Origin of the sequence: Micromonospora sp. WMMD1102 (assembly GCF_029626265.1) — a bacterium.
In the GTDB taxonomy this organism is placed as follows: Bacteria; Actinomycetota; Actinomycetes; order Mycobacteriales; family Micromonosporaceae; genus Plantactinospora.
This window is the reverse complement of the sequence record NZ_JARUBN010000001.1, coordinates 1,681,966-1,699,346: the sequence shown is the minus strand read 5'-3', so window position 1 is coordinate 1,699,346 and position 17,381 is coordinate 1,681,966. Positions and strand designations below refer to the sequence as shown.

The 17,381-nt window shown below is 71.9% G+C and carries 13 protein-coding genes and 1 pseudogene; 7 read left to right on the top strand and 7 right to left on the bottom strand.

The window, feature by feature from the left end; translation table 11 throughout:
* Nucleotides 1-44: 44 nt before the first annotated feature.
* The 3 genes from O7626_RS07720 to O7626_RS07710 form a co-directional block, all read right to left on the bottom strand.
* On the bottom strand, nt 45-470 hold the full coding sequence (locus O7626_RS07720; protein WP_278060463.1) for a peptidase inhibitor family I36 protein: 426 nt from the start codon (nt 468-470) through the stop codon (nt 45-47).
* Nucleotides 471-942: 472 nt separating this feature from the next.
* Complete coding sequence (locus tag O7626_RS07715; RefSeq protein ID WP_278060462.1) at nt 943-2,718, bottom strand: hypothetical protein; 1,776 nt, start codon at nt 2,716-2,718, stop codon at nt 943-945.
* An 828-nt stretch (nt 2,719-3,546) separates the two neighbouring features.
* On the bottom strand, nt 3,547-3,867 hold the full coding sequence (locus O7626_RS07710) for a hypothetical protein (RefSeq protein WP_278060461.1): 321 nt from the start codon (nt 3,865-3,867) through the stop codon (nt 3,547-3,549).
* 848 nt (nt 3,868-4,715) lie between these two features.
* Between O7626_RS07710 and O7626_RS07705 the strand changes: the two genes are divergently transcribed.
* Nucleotides 4,716-5,303, top strand: a complete 588-nt coding sequence (locus O7626_RS07705; protein WP_278060460.1) for a hypothetical protein — start codon at nt 4,716-4,718, stop codon at nt 5,301-5,303.
* A gap of 176 nt (nt 5,304-5,479) precedes the next feature.
* On the opposite strand, the gene O7626_RS07700 is transcribed toward O7626_RS07705, so the two are convergent.
* Entirely contained in the window at nt 5,480-7,000 is a 1,521-nt protein-coding gene (locus O7626_RS07700) for a hypothetical protein (RefSeq protein WP_278060459.1), read from the bottom strand.
* 415 nt (nt 7,001-7,415) lie between these two features.
* Between O7626_RS07700 and O7626_RS07695 the strand changes: the two genes are divergently transcribed.
* The 5 genes and pseudogenes from O7626_RS07695 (at nt 7,416) to dtd (ending at nt 12,435) form a co-directional block, all read left to right on the top strand.
* Entirely contained in the window at nt 7,416-7,856 is a 441-nt protein-coding gene (locus O7626_RS07695; protein WP_278060458.1) for a cupin domain-containing protein, read from the top strand.
* 403 nt (nt 7,857-8,259) lie between these two features.
* Nucleotides 8,260-8,883: pseudogene (locus O7626_RS07690) on the top strand (lytic polysaccharide monooxygenase); the annotation flags it as partial.
* 316 nt (nt 8,884-9,199) lie between these two features.
* A complete protein-coding gene (locus tag O7626_RS07685; RefSeq protein WP_278060457.1) occupies nt 9,200-10,420 on the top strand; it encodes a type II CAAX endopeptidase family protein in 1,221 nt (406 codons plus the stop codon).
* 102 nt (nt 10,421-10,522) lie between these two features.
* Entirely contained in the window at nt 10,523-12,007 is a 1,485-nt protein-coding gene (locus O7626_RS07680; RefSeq protein ID WP_278060456.1) for a methyltransferase, read from the top strand.
* Between the two features lie 5 nt (nt 12,008-12,012).
* The gene (gene dtd, locus O7626_RS07675; protein WP_278060455.1) at nt 12,013-12,435 is read left to right on the top strand and encodes a D-aminoacyl-tRNA deacylase; all 423 of its coding nucleotides are present in this window, start codon (nt 12,013-12,015) and stop codon (nt 12,433-12,435) included.
* A gap of 26 nt (nt 12,436-12,461) precedes the next feature.
* Here dtd and O7626_RS07670 read toward each other — a convergent pair whose 3' ends face one another.
* Nucleotides 12,462-13,250 (bottom strand): sporulation protein, encoded by a 789-nt coding sequence (locus tag O7626_RS07670; protein WP_278066093.1) that lies wholly within the window; start codon nt 13,248-13,250, stop codon nt 12,462-12,464.
* A 351-nt stretch (nt 13,251-13,601) separates the two neighbouring features.
* Here O7626_RS07670 and sigB point away from each other — a divergent pair, with 351 nt between their 5' ends.
* Complete coding sequence (gene sigB, locus O7626_RS07665) at nt 13,602-14,639, top strand: RNA polymerase sigma factor SigB (protein ID WP_278066092.1); 1,038 nt, start codon at nt 13,602-13,604, stop codon at nt 14,637-14,639.
* 83 nt (nt 14,640-14,722) lie between these two features.
* On the opposite strand, the gene O7626_RS07660 is transcribed toward sigB, so the two are convergent.
* Nucleotides 14,723-16,351 (bottom strand): anibiotic ABC transporter, encoded by a 1,629-nt coding sequence (locus tag O7626_RS07660; protein ID WP_278060454.1) that lies wholly within the window; start codon nt 16,349-16,351, stop codon nt 14,723-14,725.
* The gene (locus O7626_RS07655) at nt 16,348-17,274 is read right to left on the bottom strand and encodes an ABC transporter ATP-binding protein (protein ID WP_278060453.1); all 927 of its coding nucleotides are present in this window, start codon (nt 17,272-17,274) and stop codon (nt 16,348-16,350) included. Before O7626_RS07655 ends, O7626_RS07660 begins: the two co-directional genes overlap by 4 nt.
* Nucleotides 17,275-17,381: the final 107 nt, after the last annotated feature.

Sequence of the window (17,381 nt, the reverse complement as noted above, 5' to 3'; positions counted from 1 at the left end):
CGCCGTGACCTCGACGCGAGCCAGCCCGGCTTACGAAACACGCCTCAGCAGTACCGGTGCACGTGGGTGGCCCAGTTCCGGTACGGCGCGACGTCGCCGAGGGCCCGTGCGGCGGCGCCGACCGAGAAGAGTCGACTGCCGCTGTAGAGGAACGCCACCGACCCGCTGGAGAGGTTGTAGTGCGCGGATTCGACCCGGTACCGCCAACCCCATGCGGCCAGGTCCTGCCGGCCGCAGTCGGAGAGCCTGCCCCGGGGATAGCCGTAGCTGGTGCGGTCGTAGAAGCAGAACCAGCCCTGCGGGCAGTCGGCGACGGCGGCCCGGGTATGGGCGGGCCGGGTCAGGGCGACGACGAACCGTCCCCCGGCGTAACTGATCTCGTTGTCGTCGAGCAGCACGCCACCGGGGTGCGCGGCGAGATATTCGGAGACCGGTTTCGGGAGATCGGCCGACCGGGCCGGTGCGCCCACGGCCGGCGGAACGGAAAATGCGACGGCTGCGGTGCCGACGAGTGTGAGCAGGACGGCTGAGCAACGTCTGACAATTGTTGTCATGGACGACCTCACGGGGGTGATTGCATGACAGGGCAACACCGGTGCCGCGGTCACCCGGAGGGCCTCGACGACGCCGGACGACTAGGTAGCCGTATCAACACTCTCCGCTGTCACCGCTGCTCCCAGAGTAGGAACGCGGGGTCCGTGATCGCCACTCGACACAGTCGAATGACGTGAGTGAATAGCTGTCGGAAATCGGAACGTGGCACGGGCCTTCTAGACTGCCCGCCCTCGGGCAAGGTCCGCCGCCAGGTCAGGGCTGTTCGCGGCGATATCGCGGTCGATCGGGTACGCGAATATGCCGTGAATCAGCGGTGCGCCACAGTGCCCGGGTGCCCGGTGACGTAAAAGTGACAGCGGTGCGTGCGGTGAAATCGGCGCCCTCGGCTCAACCCCCGAGGCGGTCGGTACGCGTCCGTTCGAGGAAGAGCACGTAGCCGCTCGTGGCGCCGTCGGTCGGGTCGGGGCCCTCGGGGCCGGGCAGCCTGCTCGTCTCCTGGCTGAGCAGTTCACCGGTCAACGTACTGAACACCAGGGTGACCCGCTCGCCGGACGGGCCGCTCTCGGCGATGTCGGCGCTGATCGCGATGCCGCCGCGTCCCGCCCGGTCCTGCACCGTGCCCCGGTAGGTCAGGCCGGCCGTTCCGGCGAGCACGGTCAGCGCGGCGGCCCGCTGCGCACGGTCGAGCGGATGGAACATGTTGAGGTCGGCCACGGCCCGCAGCCGACCCACCGGCCCGACCTGCGGCGGCTGGACCTCGTCGAGCTGTCCGGCCAGGACCGCCGGGTCCGTCGAGGGGGACGGGACGACGATCGGCAGCTCACCGGGTGGGAACGGGTGCGAGGTGCGTCGCTCGACGCCCCCGTCGGTACGGACCACGACCCGTAGCCCGGACAGGTCCCCGGCCCACCAGAGCCGCTCCTCCTCGACGGTGGCGGCCTCGTTCCGTCCGGCCGGCGTGGTCTCCCGGGACCAGAGCCGGATCCTGGTGTACGCGTACCGCCCGACCGGCGGGTCGTCGGTGCCCTGCCGGACCAGCTCGGCGAGGTAGCCGAGCCAGTCCTGCGCGGTCGCCGGTGCGGCCGGGGGCACGGGTACCCCGGGTTGGACCGGTGGACTGGACGGTGCGCGGCCGATGCCCGGAGTCGTACCGTCGGGCCGGGTGGCCAGCAGCACTCCCCCGCCACCCAGCACCACCAGCCCGGCGGCCCCCGCCACGGTGGCGGTCAGCACCCTGCGCCGGGTCCAGCCGCTGCCTACCCACCTCGGTCGGACCCGTGACGGCCGCACCGTCCCGGGCGGCCACGCCGCTGCCGTCGCACCCGCCGCCATTGCTGCGGACGCCACCGTCGCTGCGGACGCCGCCGTCGTTACGGGCAGCGCCGCCGTCGTTACGGGCAGCGCCGCCGTCGCTACGGGCACCGCCGTCGTCGGCGCTGCCGCCACCGGTGTCGTTACGGAAGCCGTTGTCGTGGGCACCACTGTCGCCGGGGACGGCAACGGGGGTCGCTGCGCTGGGCCGGACCCTCCGCACGGGTGCGGCGGCGACCCGAGGGTCGCCAGTACGTGCCGCTCGCGTTCCAGTTCGCGTACCCGGCCGAGATGCTTGCGCCAATGCCGGACGTCCGCGTCGATCCCGCCGCAGGCGAAGATCACGTGATCCAGTACCCGCTCGGTCGGCGGGCGGGTCCGGTCGACGAACTCCGCGACGATCTCCGCCTCGCCGATCGCCTCGACGGTCCACTTCCGCCGGTCCTTCCTGGTCTCACCGACGACGCTGCCGGCCGCCTCGGCCAGCCGCCGGGCCAGCTCGGCGGTGTGCAGCCGCCGGTCGGCAGAGGTGAGCACCTGACTCCGGGCGAGTGTGAGCACCGCGTCGACGAGGGCGGCACCGGTCTCGCAGCCGGCCAGCTCCGGCCGGAACGCCTTGACCGCCTCGGACGTCTCCGCCCACCCCCGAAGCACCCGGTCGTGGATGTCGCCGCCCGTGATCCGACAACCGCGCAGGAACGCCTCCACACACTCCCGGGTCGGCAGCACCTGACCGCTCCAGGCCCGAGACAACGTGGGGGTACTGCTGCTGCGGCCGATTCTCATCTGATCCAGCGGCGGCTCGCCGGCGTCCTCGTGCACCTTGCGGAGCAACCGCGCCAGCTCGGCCACCGGCCCGAACCCGAGTACCGGATTGCCGGGCCGTCCGGTCCTGGTCCCGTCGGTACGCGGTCGGCGAATGCCGCCCGCCCCGCTGGCCGGCAGGCTGGCCGGGGCAGGGTGCCCGGCCGGGCGGGGCTGGCCCGACGGACCGAACCGGCCCGACGGACCGGGCTGGCCGGGTGGATCGGACCGGCCCGACGGACCGGGCTGGCCGGGTGGACGGGCGAGCCCGCGCGGTCGGGGATCGGAACCGTGGTCGGTCGGCTGCTGGCGACGGTGCCAGTCGTTGTCGTGCACGCTCAGGCCTTTCGAGGGGCGGGTAACGCATGACCGACGTGCTGCGTCACCCGCCGGGTCCAGCGGTTCAGACCATCGTTGGAGATCATTCCCCGTCCGGGACGGTTGCAGCCGATCCCGGATGATCTCGAACGACAATTCGGATCATCCCATCAGTGGGCAGCCGAGGCTAGTCCGGAAAAAGCAAAACCTCGGCCGCGATCCGGCGGTAAATCGGTCACTCCCTATGTGTCGTGACAACATTCGCACCGTCAAGAAGTTGTCGATCAATCCGAAAATGCTTCACTTGTTCCCGTGCACGTGCATTCGCAAAACCATCCCGGAGGCCCTGTCGCCATTCGGCTACGTACTGTAAGGTCTCCACGAAACGTGGTCAGCCGGTCACAGGTTCCCGGTTCGGCCTTCGTCATGGGTCCAGCGGAATCGGGCGGGGGTCTTCCGTTGCAGCGGAAGGCCCCCATTCAACCCGTCCTCGGGACCGGTGACCGGGCCGCGCCGCAGCTTCGCCGGCCCAGTCGGATCGAGCCGTGAAGTCGCAGCTCAACCCGCCGATCCCGGGCCCGCTCCGAGCAGCACCAGCAGCTTCAGCAGCCGACCCGCCCAGCCGTCGCGCCCCGCACCCGACGCTGGCACCGTCACCCGGCGAACCACCACGACAGCCAGCAGACAGAGGACGACCACGACCACCACCGCAGGCCACAACGGCACCCCTATTTTCAGTAACAACACGATGCAGACCATCGACAACGCGAGTACGGCGACGAGCAGCATTCCGGCGACGGCGGCGCCGGCAGCGCCCCGCCCCCGCTCCGACGATTCCACACCGGAGCCGGTATCCGGATCTCTCTTCTTCCCAGCCATTGTCGGCCTCCTTGCCTACGCCGGACAGCGACACACGATGGCGCACGCCGCCCGGGGTTTTCGATGGTCACGTCGAGAGCAGCGTTTACCGGACACCATTGGGCCGCCCACTGATCTCCTCGATTCAGGGATCATGTGCAAGTGAGGAGGATTCGTCAAGACGTGCCAGAAGTCCGTGCTTGTTCCGATTTACCGACGCATTGTTCTGTGCACCGGAGGCGCGACTCGCACCACGGCGGAAAAATTGGATCGGAGGGTGGAAGAAGGTCGCAAGCTGCGACATCGTCCGACGGAACAACTCCACCGAGAGCCGGAAGAACCGGCCCGGAAACGGAGTTGCCGGCCGGGCACCGGGTACCGGGCAGGACGCCTGGCCGGAACGGCGAAAAAACCTGCTGTCCCCGACCCGACACCCGCTCACCGCTACCCGTCACCCACCGGTGGCGGTACGTGTCGCGAAGGCCCGTGGTCACTTCCCGACCAGCGGAGCCCGACCGGTTGCCGGCGAGGCAGCCGCGCCACCGGGTCCCGGCGGTGCGGCCGGACGCGCCCGACGAGGTCCGGGGCGCCGCTGAGGATCGTCGATGTTGCCGGGGCGGGCCGGCCCGTGCTGGAATGGTTCATATCGCCGCAGTGCGGGGGCAACCGCACTGGGAACGGCCAGCACGGGAGCACCGCAGCGCCGGCAGCGCGCCGCCAGCACGACGCAGTCACGACGCCGGATCCGCGCTGCGTTCGCCGGGCCAGATTCCAACCGACGACGGCAACGCTCCCGCCCAGCCCGGGTCGGCGCGTCCGACGAGATATGCCAACGCAGCAGCAACCCGGCGACGAGAGAAGACACGATCATGAGTACCCGGAACGTTTTGGCGGGGTGGTACCGCAACCGCTTCGTGTGGGTGGCGGTCATCCTGCTGGCGGTGTCGGCCGGCACGGTCGTACTGGTGAACACGGCCGGTTCCGACGCCAAGCCGGCGGATCTCCGCGGGCAGATCATGACCCGGCTGCGTACCACCCTGGAGTCGGCCGACCCGGGGCAGCACCAGCACGCCGGCCACAACGTGCAGCAGGCGACCGCCGAGAAGGACGGCAAGAAGCCGGCGATCATCTGCGGCGTCCGCGTCTACGGCTTCGAGCCGGGCGAGGTCAGCACGCTGGCCGAGGTGAAGACGGTCTACGGCTTCCACCTCTGCGGCGTCGCCGAGCAGAAGCGCCCGTGGGACTGGGCGGTCAAGCTCGCCGGACCGGTGATCGTGGACATGAACACCGAGCCGCCGGGCATCCAGGTGGTCGAGGCGACCGAGAACGTACGGTTCGTCGACCGGCTGCGGGAGATGTTCCCGGACAAGTACGAGGAGCTGGCGCTCAAGGAGTCGCTGGACGAGGACGAGATGGCCAGCCTGCGCCGCCGGTACGACGAGGCGGCAGGGCTCTGACCGTTGACCCGAGCGGCAGTCGACCGGCGACCAGCCGGCGTGACCGGGCGACCAGCCGGCGTGACCAAGCGACCAGCCGGGATGACCGGGCGGGGGCGTCGTACCGCACCCACCCGGTCGTCCGAGGTCCCGCACGGCATCCGCGGCTGCAGGGCTGACCTGCCGCGAAGCCGCCCCTAGAGGCTGAACAGCTCGGCCACCCAACCGTTCGGGCCGCCACCCGGAAGGCTCGCCCAACCGGTGCCGGTCCACCGGGCGAGGTAGTCGGTCGGCGAGCCGAGCGCCTGGGTGAACCCGCCACCGACGATCAGCTCGCCGTAGTGCACGGTGACCGCGTAGACGGTGCTGTTCAGGGTCGTACCGGGTGCGGTGGTGAACGCCGACCAGGCGCTGCCGTCCCACCGCGCGACGTGGTTCACCGCGAGCGAGCCGGCGTGGGTGAACTCCCCGCCGACCACCAGCGTTCCCTGGTAGACGGCCATGTCCCGGACCGAGTTGGACAGGCCGGTGCCGGACGGCCCGGTCAGTGCCGACCAGGCGTTGCCGTTCCACCTGGCGATGTTGTTCACCTGCACACCGTCCGCGGTGTCGAAGGAGCCCGCCGCGACCAGGTTGCCGTTGTAGTTCTCCAGCGACGCGACCGAGCCGTTGAGTTCACCGGGGTTGATGCCACCGGCCAGCGCCGACCAGGCGCTGCCGTCCCACCGGGCGATCCGGCTGGCCGGCACCCCGCCCGCCTCGGTGAAGCCGCCGCCGGCGATCAGGGCGCCGTTGTGGACGGTCAGGTCCCAGACGGCGGCGCTGTTCAGCCCGGTACCGGACGGACCGGTCAGGGTGTGCCACTCGGTGCCGTCCCAGCGTGCGATGTGGTTGGCCGGCAGACCGCCGGCGTTGAGGAACTGGCCGCCGACGATCAGGCTGCCGTTGAAGACCTGGAGGCTGCTGACGAAGTCCAGCAGGTAGGTCATCACACCGGTGCCGGCGGAACCGGTCAGCGGCTGCCAGTCCGTGCCGTCCCAGCGGGCGATGCCCCGGACGAGTTTCCCGCCCGCGTAGACGAAGGCACCACCCGCGATCAGGTCTCCGTTGAAGACCGTCATGGCACTGACCTGACTGTCGGTCCCGTTGCCGCCCGGGCCGGTGAACGCCGACCAGGCGCTGCCGTCCCACCGGGCAACGTCGTTGGCCGGCACGGCGCCGGCCTGGTCGAAGGAGCCGCCCACCATCAGTCCCGGGAGCGCGGCGGAGACGCCCGACCGCCAGGCGAAGGCGGACTCGGCGCGCAGCGCGGCAAGGTCCTCGGTCAGGATGCGCAGAGGTGGTCCGGAACTGCCGCGTACCTCCATCCGCAACGTCCCCGCCGCGTTCGCCGGGAGCGCCAGACCGAGCAGGTTCGCCCCGGCGGAGAGGGGCTGGTCGGCGACCAGCAACCGGGACGTGCGCCCCGCCGTGGTCAGGCTGACCCGCAGGTGTACGCCTGCGTCGCCCGCCCAGTCCACGGCCAGCCGGGACCGGTCGGCCCGCTCGGGACTGGGCAGCAACGTGGCGGTCAGGCTGGTGCCGGTCCCGGCTCGGGCCGCCACCGGCAGCTGGGCGCCTGCCGCTCGGCCGTCCACCAGCACGGAGAGGCAGATCGCCGCCAGCGCCAGCAGCAACGCGGCGCGTCGACGGGTCGTGGCCCCGGGTCGATGACTCATGCTCGGATTCCCTCCACCAGGTCGGACGGTGCCATTTCGGCACGGGACACGGTGACATGGGGAACCCGCCGGTCGAGGCGCGGCTCGGAGCGGCACAGCTGATCCCAGATTCCCCCGTGTACGCACCGCCAGCAGCGCGTAGATCGATCCTCCACAATTTTTCAATCACCTGTCAAGGAATTGCTGGACCTGTCGCTCGGAGGCGACTTGCCTTTACGTTGACATGAACTGTTCGACCGCAATATCTGCCGACCACGAGTGCGGCGAAGAGGTTTTCGTCGATGACAATCCCAATTTCCGAGAAGAGCGACCGCGATCCTTCCGTCCCGTAGCCGCACGGCAGCGTCGCCGCCGCCCACGCCGGCCCCTGCCGGCCCGGTACGCTGCCCACCTGCCCCGAAGACCGGAGTGAACCGTGACGACGCCGAACCGACCCCCGACCGCCGAGCACCTCGACCTGGCGCCGCATCCGGAGGGCGGCTGGTTCCGCGAGACCTGGCGCTCGGCGCACGCCTTCACCCCCGACGGGTACACCGGTCCGCGGGCCGCCGCGACCGCGATCTACTTCCTGCTGAATCCCGGGGAGCGGTCCCGCTGGCACGTCGTCCGCTCCGACGAGCTGTGGCTGTGGCACTCGGGCGGCCCGCTGCGGCTCTGGCTCGGCGGCGCGGCCGAGGAGCCGGCGACGACGCCGACCGAGATCCGGCTCGGCCCGGAGGTGGCCGCCGGTGAGCGGCCGCAGGCGGTGGTCCCCGGCGGTGTCTGGCAGTCGGCCGAGCCGGCGGGCGAGCAGCCGGTCCTGGTGAGCTGCGTGGTGGCGCCGGGCTTCGACTTCGCCGACTTCCGACTGGCCTGACCCTGGCCCTGAGTCTTGCCCTGGGTCTGACCCCTTGCCCTGAGTCTGATCCCTTGCCCTGAGTCTGACCCTGAGCGGCCCGACCGCCTGCCCCGACCGGACATGCAGGATTATTCCGCGCGTCCGATATCTATCGGCATCTATTGAAGTGAGTCGGCCGGTCGTGCTCCAATGGTTCATATCGCCGCAGTACGGGGGCAACCGTGCTGCGTGTGTGGGATCCGGGCTAAACCCAGTATCCGGTGACCGGGCGCGACGAGACACCACCACCACGCCCGTACGCCCCACCGGAGTCGCCCGACCGCGCCGCCCGACTACGAACTCCCGCCGGCAGCGGTCGAACAGAAGGGATCAACTCGTGAAACTCCTGCGCAGACTGACGGTCGTCGGTGTCACCGCCGTACTGGCCGGCGGACTCCTGGCGGTCATCTCGCCGAACCCGGCCAACGCACACGGCGCGCTGATGGTTCCGGCGAGCCGGACGTACGCCTGCTACCGCGACGGCCTGACCCCGCAGGGCAACATCGTGAACCAGAACCCCGGCTGCGTCGCCGCGGCCAACGTGAGCGGCGTCTCCCCGCTCTACAACTGGTTCAGCGTGCTCCGCTCGGACGGCGCCGGCCGGACCCAGGGCTTCATCCCGGACGGCCAACTGTGCAGCGGCGGCAACTCCACCTTCCGGGGCTGGGACCTGGCCCGTGCCGACTTCCCGAAGGCGCAGGTCAGCTCGGGCGCCAGTATCGAGTTCCGATACAGCAACTGGGCCGCGCACCCGGGCCGGTTCGACCTTTACGTCACCCGGGACAGCTGGAGCCCCACCCGCCCGCTGGCCTGGAGCGACCTGGAGTCGACGCCGTTCTCCTCGGCCACCAACCCGCCGCAGCGGGGCAACGTGGGCAGCAACGACGGTCACTACTACTGGACCGGCCGGCTGCCGTCCGGCAAGAGCGGCCACCACATCATCTACTCGGTGTGGACCCGGTCCGACAGCACGGAGACCTTCTACGGCTGCTCGGACGTCACGTTCTGACGCACCGGCACGGCGGAGGCACGACCCTGCGCCGACGCATCGCTGCCGCTGACGCACATGCCGTGCTGACGCATCGGTTCGTCCGGCCGCTCGGCAGGGCGGGCCGCGGGCACCTCGCCCGCGGCCCGCCACCAGCCACCCTCGCCACCAGCCACCCTCGCCACCAGCCACCCTCGCCACCAGCCACCCTCGCCACCAGCCCCCCTCGCCACCAGCCACCCTCGGCACCGGCCACTAACCCCCACCGGCACCTTCGCGCCGGCAACCCTCGCTGCCCGTACCCCGGCTGGCGCCGGGGCGGCACCCTTGTCCCATGACGACCGCACCCCCGCCCGGCACCTCCTACCACCGGCTGGCCCGCACCGACCGGCACCGCTGGTGGCGCCCGCTGCTCGGCAGCCTGCTGGTCCTCGGCGGCACCTTCCTGGTGCTCTGCCTGCTGTTCGGGATCGGCGCCGCGATCGCCGCCGCCACCGGACGTCCGACCGGTCCGGACGGCCTGCCGGCACTGGGCGCGCTCGCCGACCTCGTACTGCTGCTGGCCTCGATCGGCGCCGCCCTGCCGTTCGTACTCCTCGCGGCCCGCTGGGTGCAGGCCCGTCCGGCCGGTACGGTCTCCTCGGTACTCGGCCGGTTGCGCTGGCGCTGGCTCGGCTGGTGCGCCCTGGTCTCCGTGCCGGCGGTGCTGCTGTTGCTGGTCGGCAGCTTCGGGCTGCTCGCCTTGACCGGCAGTGTGGACGACGCCGGGGCCGCCGGGACCGGCTGGCCGGGCTGGGCCGGTTTCCTCGGCGCACTGGCCCTGCTGCTCCTGCTGGTGCCGTTCCAGGCCGCCGCCGAGGAGTACCTCTTCCGGGGTTGGCTGTTGCAGGCCGTCGGGGCGTTCCTCCGCACACCGTGGCCGGCGATCACCCTCCAGGCCCTGCTCTTCGCCTCGGCCCACGGCTGGGGCACCGGATGGGGCTTCGCCGACCTGGCGGTGGTGGGCGGCGTACTCGGCTGGCTGACCATCCGGACCGGCGGGTTGGAGGCGGCGGTCGCGCTGCACGTCGTGAACAACCTGGTCTCGTTCGCCGGGGCGGCGGCCCTGGGGCAGCTCGCCAGTGAGGAGACGGCCGCGGACGGCCCCTGGGAGATGTTCGTGGTGAGCCTGCTGGTGCACGCCGGGTATGCCGTCGTGGTGCTCCGGCTGGCCGGCCGCCGCCGGTTGCCGACCCGCTCAGCCGAGCAACCGGCCCCCGCACCCGGCGATCCGGCGGCGATCGCGCCCGGCCGTCCGCTCCCCCTGCCCGGACACCCGCTCCCGCCGCCGGGAGCCCAGATCCCCGCGCCAGGACACCCGATCCCCATACCGGCACACCAGGCCGCCGCCCCCGGACAACCCGACGCCGCCCCGGGACCTCCGCAAGCCGTCGCCGATCCGGCTCCGGCGGACCCGGTGCCAGCGGGCCCGGTGCCAGCGGGCCCGGTGCCAGCGGGCCCGGTGCCAGCACCACCGCTGTCAGCTGGGGAAACGCCCGGCCGATCGGTGAGCTGAGGCCGCGACGACGGACCGGTTACACCCGACGGGGTGGTTCCGGGCCGGCAACTGCGGGGGTTGCGGCTCGGTCCGTCCCGGCCGGCGGGCAGGATGGACGCCGTGGACGGGAACGAGATGCTGCTGTCCCCGGCTGGGGTGGACCAGCTCCGGACGGCACTGACCAGGGCGGGCTACACGTCGAGCGGCATCGCCGACCGGCTCGGCCCGGCGGCCACCAGCGGCCTGGCCCGCAACGACTTCCGGGCGGCGCTGCGGGCCACCGACGACCGCGACCCGCTCGCCACCCTGATCCGGCTCTTCGTCTGCGCCCAGACCGAGCCGGAGCCGGCGGTACGGGCCGCCTTCGACCCGCTGCCACTGCCCGAGGCGCTCGGCGGAGGGCTGCTCGAACGGGTCGGCGACGGGTTCCGGCAGGGCGTCGACCTGGAGCCGTACGGCGACTCCTGGTGGATTCTCTCCGACGTGCCGGCGGACGCCCGGCCGGGCCAGCCACTCGCCGCCGACCACGTGCTCGGGATCGGCGGGGCGACCACCACCCTGGTCGGGGCGACCGTCCGGCGGCCGGTCGGCAACGCCCTCGACCTCGGCACCGGCAGCGGCGTGCAGGCCCTGCACCTGGCCGAACACGCCCGCTCGGTGACCGCCACCGACGTCTCCGACCGGTCGCTGCGGTTCGCCGCCACCACCGCCGCGCTGAACGGTCACCGCTGGGAACTGCTCAAGGGTGACCTGGTCGCCCCGGTGGCCGGCCGCCGCTTCGACCTGGTGGTGAGCAACCCGCCGTTCGTGGTCGGGCCCGGCACCACCACGCACAGCTACCGGGACTCGGGCCGGGTCGGTGACGGGATCGCCGCCGAGCTGGCCGCCGCCGCACCGGGGCTGCTCACCGAGGGCGGCACCATGCAGTACCTGGCCAACTGGCTGCACGTGGCCGGGGAGGACTGGGGCGAGCGGGTGGCCGGGTGGTTCGCCGGTACCGGCCTGGACGCCTGGGTCATCCAACGCGAGGTCGCCGACCCGATGGCGTACGTCGACCTGTGGCTCGCCGACGCCAGCGAGGCGGCCGACCCGCACCGGGTGGCCGCCTGGCTGGACTGGTTCGACGCGCAGAAGGTGGAGGCGGTCGGCTTCGGCGTGGTGAGCCTGCGCCAGGGTGGGCACGTCGATCCGGTGGTACGGGTCGAGGACCTGCGGCAGGCCGTACAGCCGCCGATGGGCGAGCAGATCGCGGCCTGGTTCGACCGGCAGGACTGGCTGCGCACCCGGGACGACGACGCGCTGCTGGCCACCCGGTTCCGGGCGGTCGACGGGCTGAAGCTGCGCCAGGAGGCGTCGATGGGCTCCGACGGCTGGGTGGTGGACCGGCAGGTGCTGGCCCAGTCGCACGGGCTGCGCTGGACCGAGGAGGTGGATCCGCTGGTGCTCGCCCTGGTCGGCGGGGCCAACGGTCAGGTGCCGCTGCGCGAGCAGCTCGCGGTGCTGGCGCTGGCCCACGACGTACCCGCGGAGGATCTTGCCGACGCAGCCGGGCCGATCATCGCGCACCTGGTGGAACGCGGCGTCCTGACACCCGTGGCAGACTGACCGCCGTGCGGGCGGTGGTGCAGACGGTCAGCCGGGCCAGCGTGACGGTCGACGGCGAGGTGGTCGGAGCGGTCTCCGACGGGTTGCTGGTGCTGCTCGGGGTGACCCACCCCGACACCGCGGCCACCGCCTCGACGATGGCCCGCAAGGTGCACGAGCTGCGCATCCTGGACGACGAGCGGTCCGCCGCCGAGGTCGGGGCGCCGCTGCTGGTGGTCAGCCAGTTCACCCTGTACGGTGACGCCCGCAAGGGCCGCCGGCCCAGTTGGGGCGCGGCGGCCCCGGCCGAGCTGGCCGAACCGCTGGTGACCGCGTTCGTCCAGGCGCTGCGGGACCGGGGCGCGAAGGTGCAGACCGGCCGGTTCCAGGCGCACATGCTGGTGGAGAGCGTCAACGTCGGCCCGCGCACCGTGCTCCTGGAGCTGTGAGGCCCCGCCCGGCGGCGCGGGACAGCTCAGAAGAAGAGGCCGCGCTTCTGCATCGACTGGCGCAGCCAGCCGTCGAGCTGGCGGACCCAGTCGGTCCGGTCCACCGTGGCGTGGTCGACGACGAACCGGCCGAACGCGTCACGGCCCTCGGTGAAGAGCCCGCCCCGCTTGTCGATCTCCAGCACGATCTGCAACTGCTGCGGTGTGGCCACGAAGGTCAGTTCGAGCTGGTTGATCGCCCGGGCGTACTGCGGGCCCGGGTAGAACTCGATCTCCTGGTAGAACGGCAGGCTCTGCTGTACGCCGTAGATCTGGCCGCGCTCGACGTCGGCCCGGCTGAACCGGAAGCCGAGCTGGAGCAGGGCGTCGATGACCCGCTCCTGGGCCGGCAACGGGTACACCGCCACCGGGTCGAGGTCACCCTTGTCCACCGCCCGGGCGACCTCCAGCTCGGTACGCAGCCCCATGGTCATCCCGTGCAGGTGGCGACCGCTGATCTCGGTAAGCGGCGTCTCCCACGGCACCTCGAAGCGGAACGGGATGTCGTGGCGCTGGCCGCTCTCCAGCCGGAACGGACCGGTCACCCGCTGCCGCTGGAACTCCTGGGTGGTGTTGTACTCACTGTCACCGCTCTCCACCTCGACCCGGGTCACCAGGCCGAGTGCGACGTACTCGACGTCCACCGGGTGGTCGCCGCCGGCAACGTGGATCTGGCCCTCCAGATGGCCGCCTGGCCGGCAGTTCGGGTTGCCCAGCACCGTCTCGACCGACGGACCGCCGACACCCATCGCCTGCATCAACCGCTTGAAGACCACCACGTCCTCCATCCGTCGTCGATCTCGATCCGTCTCGCACGGTAACCGCCATCGGCAAGTACCGCCCCGGGCCGCACACCTTCGCGGCTGCCGGGCCGAGCCGAATCCGGCCGACCGGCTGACGGCTGACCCGGCCCGACGGCTGGCCGGCCGACCGCTGACCGGCCGGCAGATGATCTATCGGATCAAGGGCAGGAAACCGGGACGAACCATCCCGGACAGCTTCCCGGTTTCATGCCAACCGCACGCTCTCCTCACCTCGGCTTCACGCCCTACCGGCCAAGCTATGTGTCACCAGCGCGGTTGTCCGCTGGGACGCGCCACATTGTCGAAGCGGGGAGGCGACAGATGATGGTCCTGCAGCACAGCGAGAGCCACACTCACCCGGCCGGCGCGGCCGGCGTCGAGAACGAGCCGGCGGGGGACGGTGGGCAGGTCGTGGTCGACCTCGATGCCACCGACGAGCGCGGCGCCTCGGCGGACCTGGTCCGGGCCTACCTGAACGGTATCGGCCGGACCAAACTACTCACCGCCGTCCAGGAGGTGGACCTGGCCCGGCGGATCGAGGCGGGGCTCTACGCCGAGGAGAAGCTGAACACCGACTCCCGGGGCGAGCTGCCGGCGGAGCTGCGCGCGGATCTGGGAATCATCGCCGCCCAGGGGCGGGCCGCGAAGAACCACCTGCTGGAGGCGAACCTGCGGCTGGTGGTCAGCATCGCCAAGCGGTACACCGGGCGGGGGATGGCCTTCCTCGACCTGATCCAGGAGGGCAACCTCGGCCTGATCCGCGCCGTCGAGAAGTTCGACTACACCAAGGGCTACAAGTTCTCCACCTACGCCACCTGGTGGATCCGGCAGGCGATCACCCGGGCCATGGCCGACCAGGCCCGCACCATCCGCATCCCGGTGCACATGGTCGAGCAGGTCAACCGGATGGTCCGGACCCGACGCGACCTGGCCACCCAGTTGGGCCGGGAGCCGGGTGTGGCCGAGGTGGCCGCCGCGCTGGGCGTACCGGAGTTCCAGGTCATCGAGCTGATCTCGTACGACCGGGAGCCGGTCAGCCTCGACCAGGCGGTCGGCGAGGACGGCGAGAGCGCCCTCGGTGATTTCGTCGCCGCCGTCGACCCCCGGGAGGAGCCCGGTGACACGGTCTCGGCGGGCATGCTGCGCAACGAGGTGGAGATCGTGCTCGCCACCCTCTCGCAGCGCGAGCAGGCCGTGATCCGGCTCCGCTTCGGCCTGGACGACGGCCGGCAGCGCACCCTCGACGAGGTGGGCCGGGAGTTCGGGCTCTCCCGGGAGCGGATCCGGCAGATCGAAAAGGTCACCCTGCTCAAGCTGCGCCACCCGTCCCGGGCCGATCGTCTGGAGGCGTACGCGAGCTGACCCGCACGACGCGCGGAGCCCTCGCCACCTGGTCGACAGGGGCGAGGGCTCGCGCGTCGAGAGGCTCAGCCGATCGACACGGCTCAGCCGATCGACAGGTCCCGGCGGCGGAAACTGGCCAGGCCGAGCCCGGTCAGCGCGACCGCGACGGCGAGCAGCACCACCAGCGGCGTGACGCTCGGGTCGGCGGCCGGCACCGCCGGCAGGTGGGTGAACGGCGAGAGGTTCAGCACCGGCTGCGGAAGCTCCAGCAGCGCACCGAGCTGGCCCAGCAGCACGCAGAGCAGGAACACCGACCAGGACAGCGCCACCGACAGCCGGGGCAGCAGCCCGAACAGCAGCACCACCAGGCCGGCCAGGACCAGCGCCGCCGGTGCCTGCACCAGTCCGGCCACGGTGAGCCGGGCCGTCTCGCCGAGCACGTCGCCGCTGACCAGGCCGTAACCGAGCCCGGTACTCGCGCCGGCCAGCGCCAGCAGCACGACCGTGCCGAGCGCGGCCCAGAGCAGGTGGCCGAGCAGCCAGCGGGGCCGACTGACGGCGGTGGCGAGTACCCCCTCCAGGGTCCCGGCCGCCTCCTCGGACCGCAGCCGGAGCACCGCCTGCACCGCAAAGCCGGCCACCGCGAGTGCGAACATCGCCATCATGGTGCCGAAGAACGCGTCGATCAGCCTGTCGCTGCCGCCGAGTTGGGCGATCAGCTCCATGGCCGCCTCGTTCTCCCCGACCAGGTCGTCCACCTCGTCGCCGACCGAACCCATCGACAGTCCCATGACCACGACGCCTACCGTCCAGCCCAGCACCACGCCGCGCTGCAACCGCCAGGCCAGGCCGCTCGGGCGGAGCAGGCCACGGGCTGCCGTCGCCGGCCCCCGGCGGACCGCCAGCACCCCGCTGCCCAGGTCGCGGTGGGCGGTCAGCACGAACGCGACGCCGATCGCGAGCAGCGCGAACCCGGCGGTCAGGGCGAGCACCGGCCAGCGGTTGCCGTCGAACGCCTGGACCTGGTTGGCCCAGCCGAACGGGGAGAGCCAGGACGGCCAGGCGCTGACCACCCGCATCCCGTCGGCGGTAACGGCCCCCCAGGCGTCCCCGGCGGCCCTGAGCAGGAAGGCGAGCCCGACGAAGGCCGCCGCCATGCCGTTCGCGCCGCGCGCCGTGCCGGAGAGCTGAGCGGTCACCGCGGCCACCGCCGCGAACGCCACCCCGATGCCGGCGATCGCCGCGCCGAGGGCGAACGAGCCGGCCACCGGCAGGTCGACTGCGATGATTACCAGGGCCAGCAGCGCCCCGCTGAGCAGGTTCGCCGCGACCGCGACGAGTAGGGCCGCGGTGAGCGGCGCATGCCGGCCGACCACCGCCGAGCCGAGCAGCTCCGCCCGGCCGGTCTCCTCGTTCTGCCGGGTGTGCCGGACCACCGCGAAGGTGCTGAGCAACGCGGCGAGCAGGGCCAGCATCGTGTACGACTCTGCGGTGACCACCGACCCGAGGCTCGGCCCCGAGACCGGCCCGTTGAACGCCCGCGCGACCACGCTGGCGGCGCTGGTGGTGGCGTAGCCGATCCGGTCGGCCTCGGTGCCGTAGAGGCCGGCGACGCTCTGCGCCACCGCCGCGGTGACCCCGGGCACCGCCAGCGCCCAGACCAGCAGCTTCACCCGGTCCCGGCGCAGGGCCAGCCGGGTCAGCCGGGCGGTGCCGGTGAACGCGGTCATCGGGCTGCCGCCGGCACCGCAGGCCGCGCGGTGGTGGCCGCATCGCCGTCGCCGTAGTGCCGCATGAACAGCTCCTCGAGCGTCGGCGGCGTACTGGTCAGGGCCCGTACCCCGAACCGGGCCAGGTGGGCCAGCACCGGGTCGAGCGTGCCGGCCTCGACCTCGAACCGGGTGGTGTCGCCGGAGACGGTCACCTCGTGCACCCCGGCGAGGTCGGCGAGGCCGTCCACCGGGCGCTCGGTCTGCACCGTCATCGGGGTCCGGGTCAGGTGCCGCAGTTCGGCCAGGGTGCCGGACTCGACGGTACGGCCGGCCCGGATGATGCTGACCCGGTCGCAGAGCGCCTCCACCTCGGACATCACGTGGCTGGAGAGCAGCACGGTCCTGCCCGCGTCGCGCAGTCCGGCGACGTACTCGCGGAACACCGCCTCCATCAACGGGTCCAGCCCCGAGGTCGGCTCGTCGAGGATCAGCAGTTCCACGTCGGAGGCGAACGCGGCCACGATCGCCACCTTCTGCCGGTTGCCCTTGGAGTAGGTCCGGCACTTCTTGGTCGGGTCCAGGTCGAAGCGCTGCAACAGCTCGTCCCGGCGGGCCCGGTCCAGGCCGCCGCGCAGCGCGCCGAAGAGGTCGATCGCCTCGCCGCCGGAGAGGTTGGGCCAGAGGTTGACGTCGCCGGGCACGTACGCCAGCCGGCGGTGCAGCGACACGGCGTCCCGCCAGGGATCACCGCCGAGTACGCCGACCTTGCCCGCGTCCTTGCGGAGCAGGCCGAGCAGGATCCGGATGGTGGTGGACTTGCCGGCACCGTTCGGCCCGAGGAATCCGTGCACCTCGCCGGACCGGACGGTCAGGTCCAGCTCGTCCAGGGCGCGGGTGGTCCCGAAAGTCTTCACCAGGCCGGCCACCGAGATCGCGGTCATGACCCTCCCTTGCTAGTCGCCGATTGCGTTGTCAGTTGTCGAATGACCCGTGGACCGGTGCCCGGCGGTGGTCCGCCCAGCGTGTCCGACCACCGACGGTCCGGAAG

Excerpts from the sequence above, each read along its gene's own strand:
- O7626_RS07710 (WP_278060461.1), bottom strand. The coding sequence starts at position 3,867 with ATGGCTGGGAAGAAGAGAGATCCGGATACCGGCTCCGGTGTGGAATCG.
- O7626_RS07705 (WP_278060460.1), top strand. The coding sequence starts at position 4,716 with ATGAGTACCCGGAACGTTTTGGCGGGGTGGTACCGCAACCGCTTCGTG.
- O7626_RS07700 (WP_278060459.1), bottom strand. The coding sequence starts at position 7,000 with ATGAGTCATCGACCCGGGGCCACGACCCGTCGACGCGCCGCGTTGCTG.
- O7626_RS07685 (WP_278060457.1), top strand. The coding sequence starts at position 9,200 with ATGACGACCGCACCCCCGCCCGGCACCTCCTACCACCGGCTGGCCCGC.
- sigB (WP_278066092.1), top strand. The coding sequence starts at position 13,602 with ATGGTCCTGCAGCACAGCGAGAGCCACACTCACCCGGCCGGCGCGGCC.
- O7626_RS07660 (WP_278060454.1), bottom strand. The coding sequence starts at position 16,351 with ATGACCGCGTTCACCGGCACCGCCCGGCTGACCCGGCTGGCCCTGCGC.
- O7626_RS07655 (WP_278060453.1), bottom strand. The coding sequence starts at position 17,274 with ATGACCGCGATCTCGGTGGCCGGCCTGGTGAAGACTTTCGGGACCACC.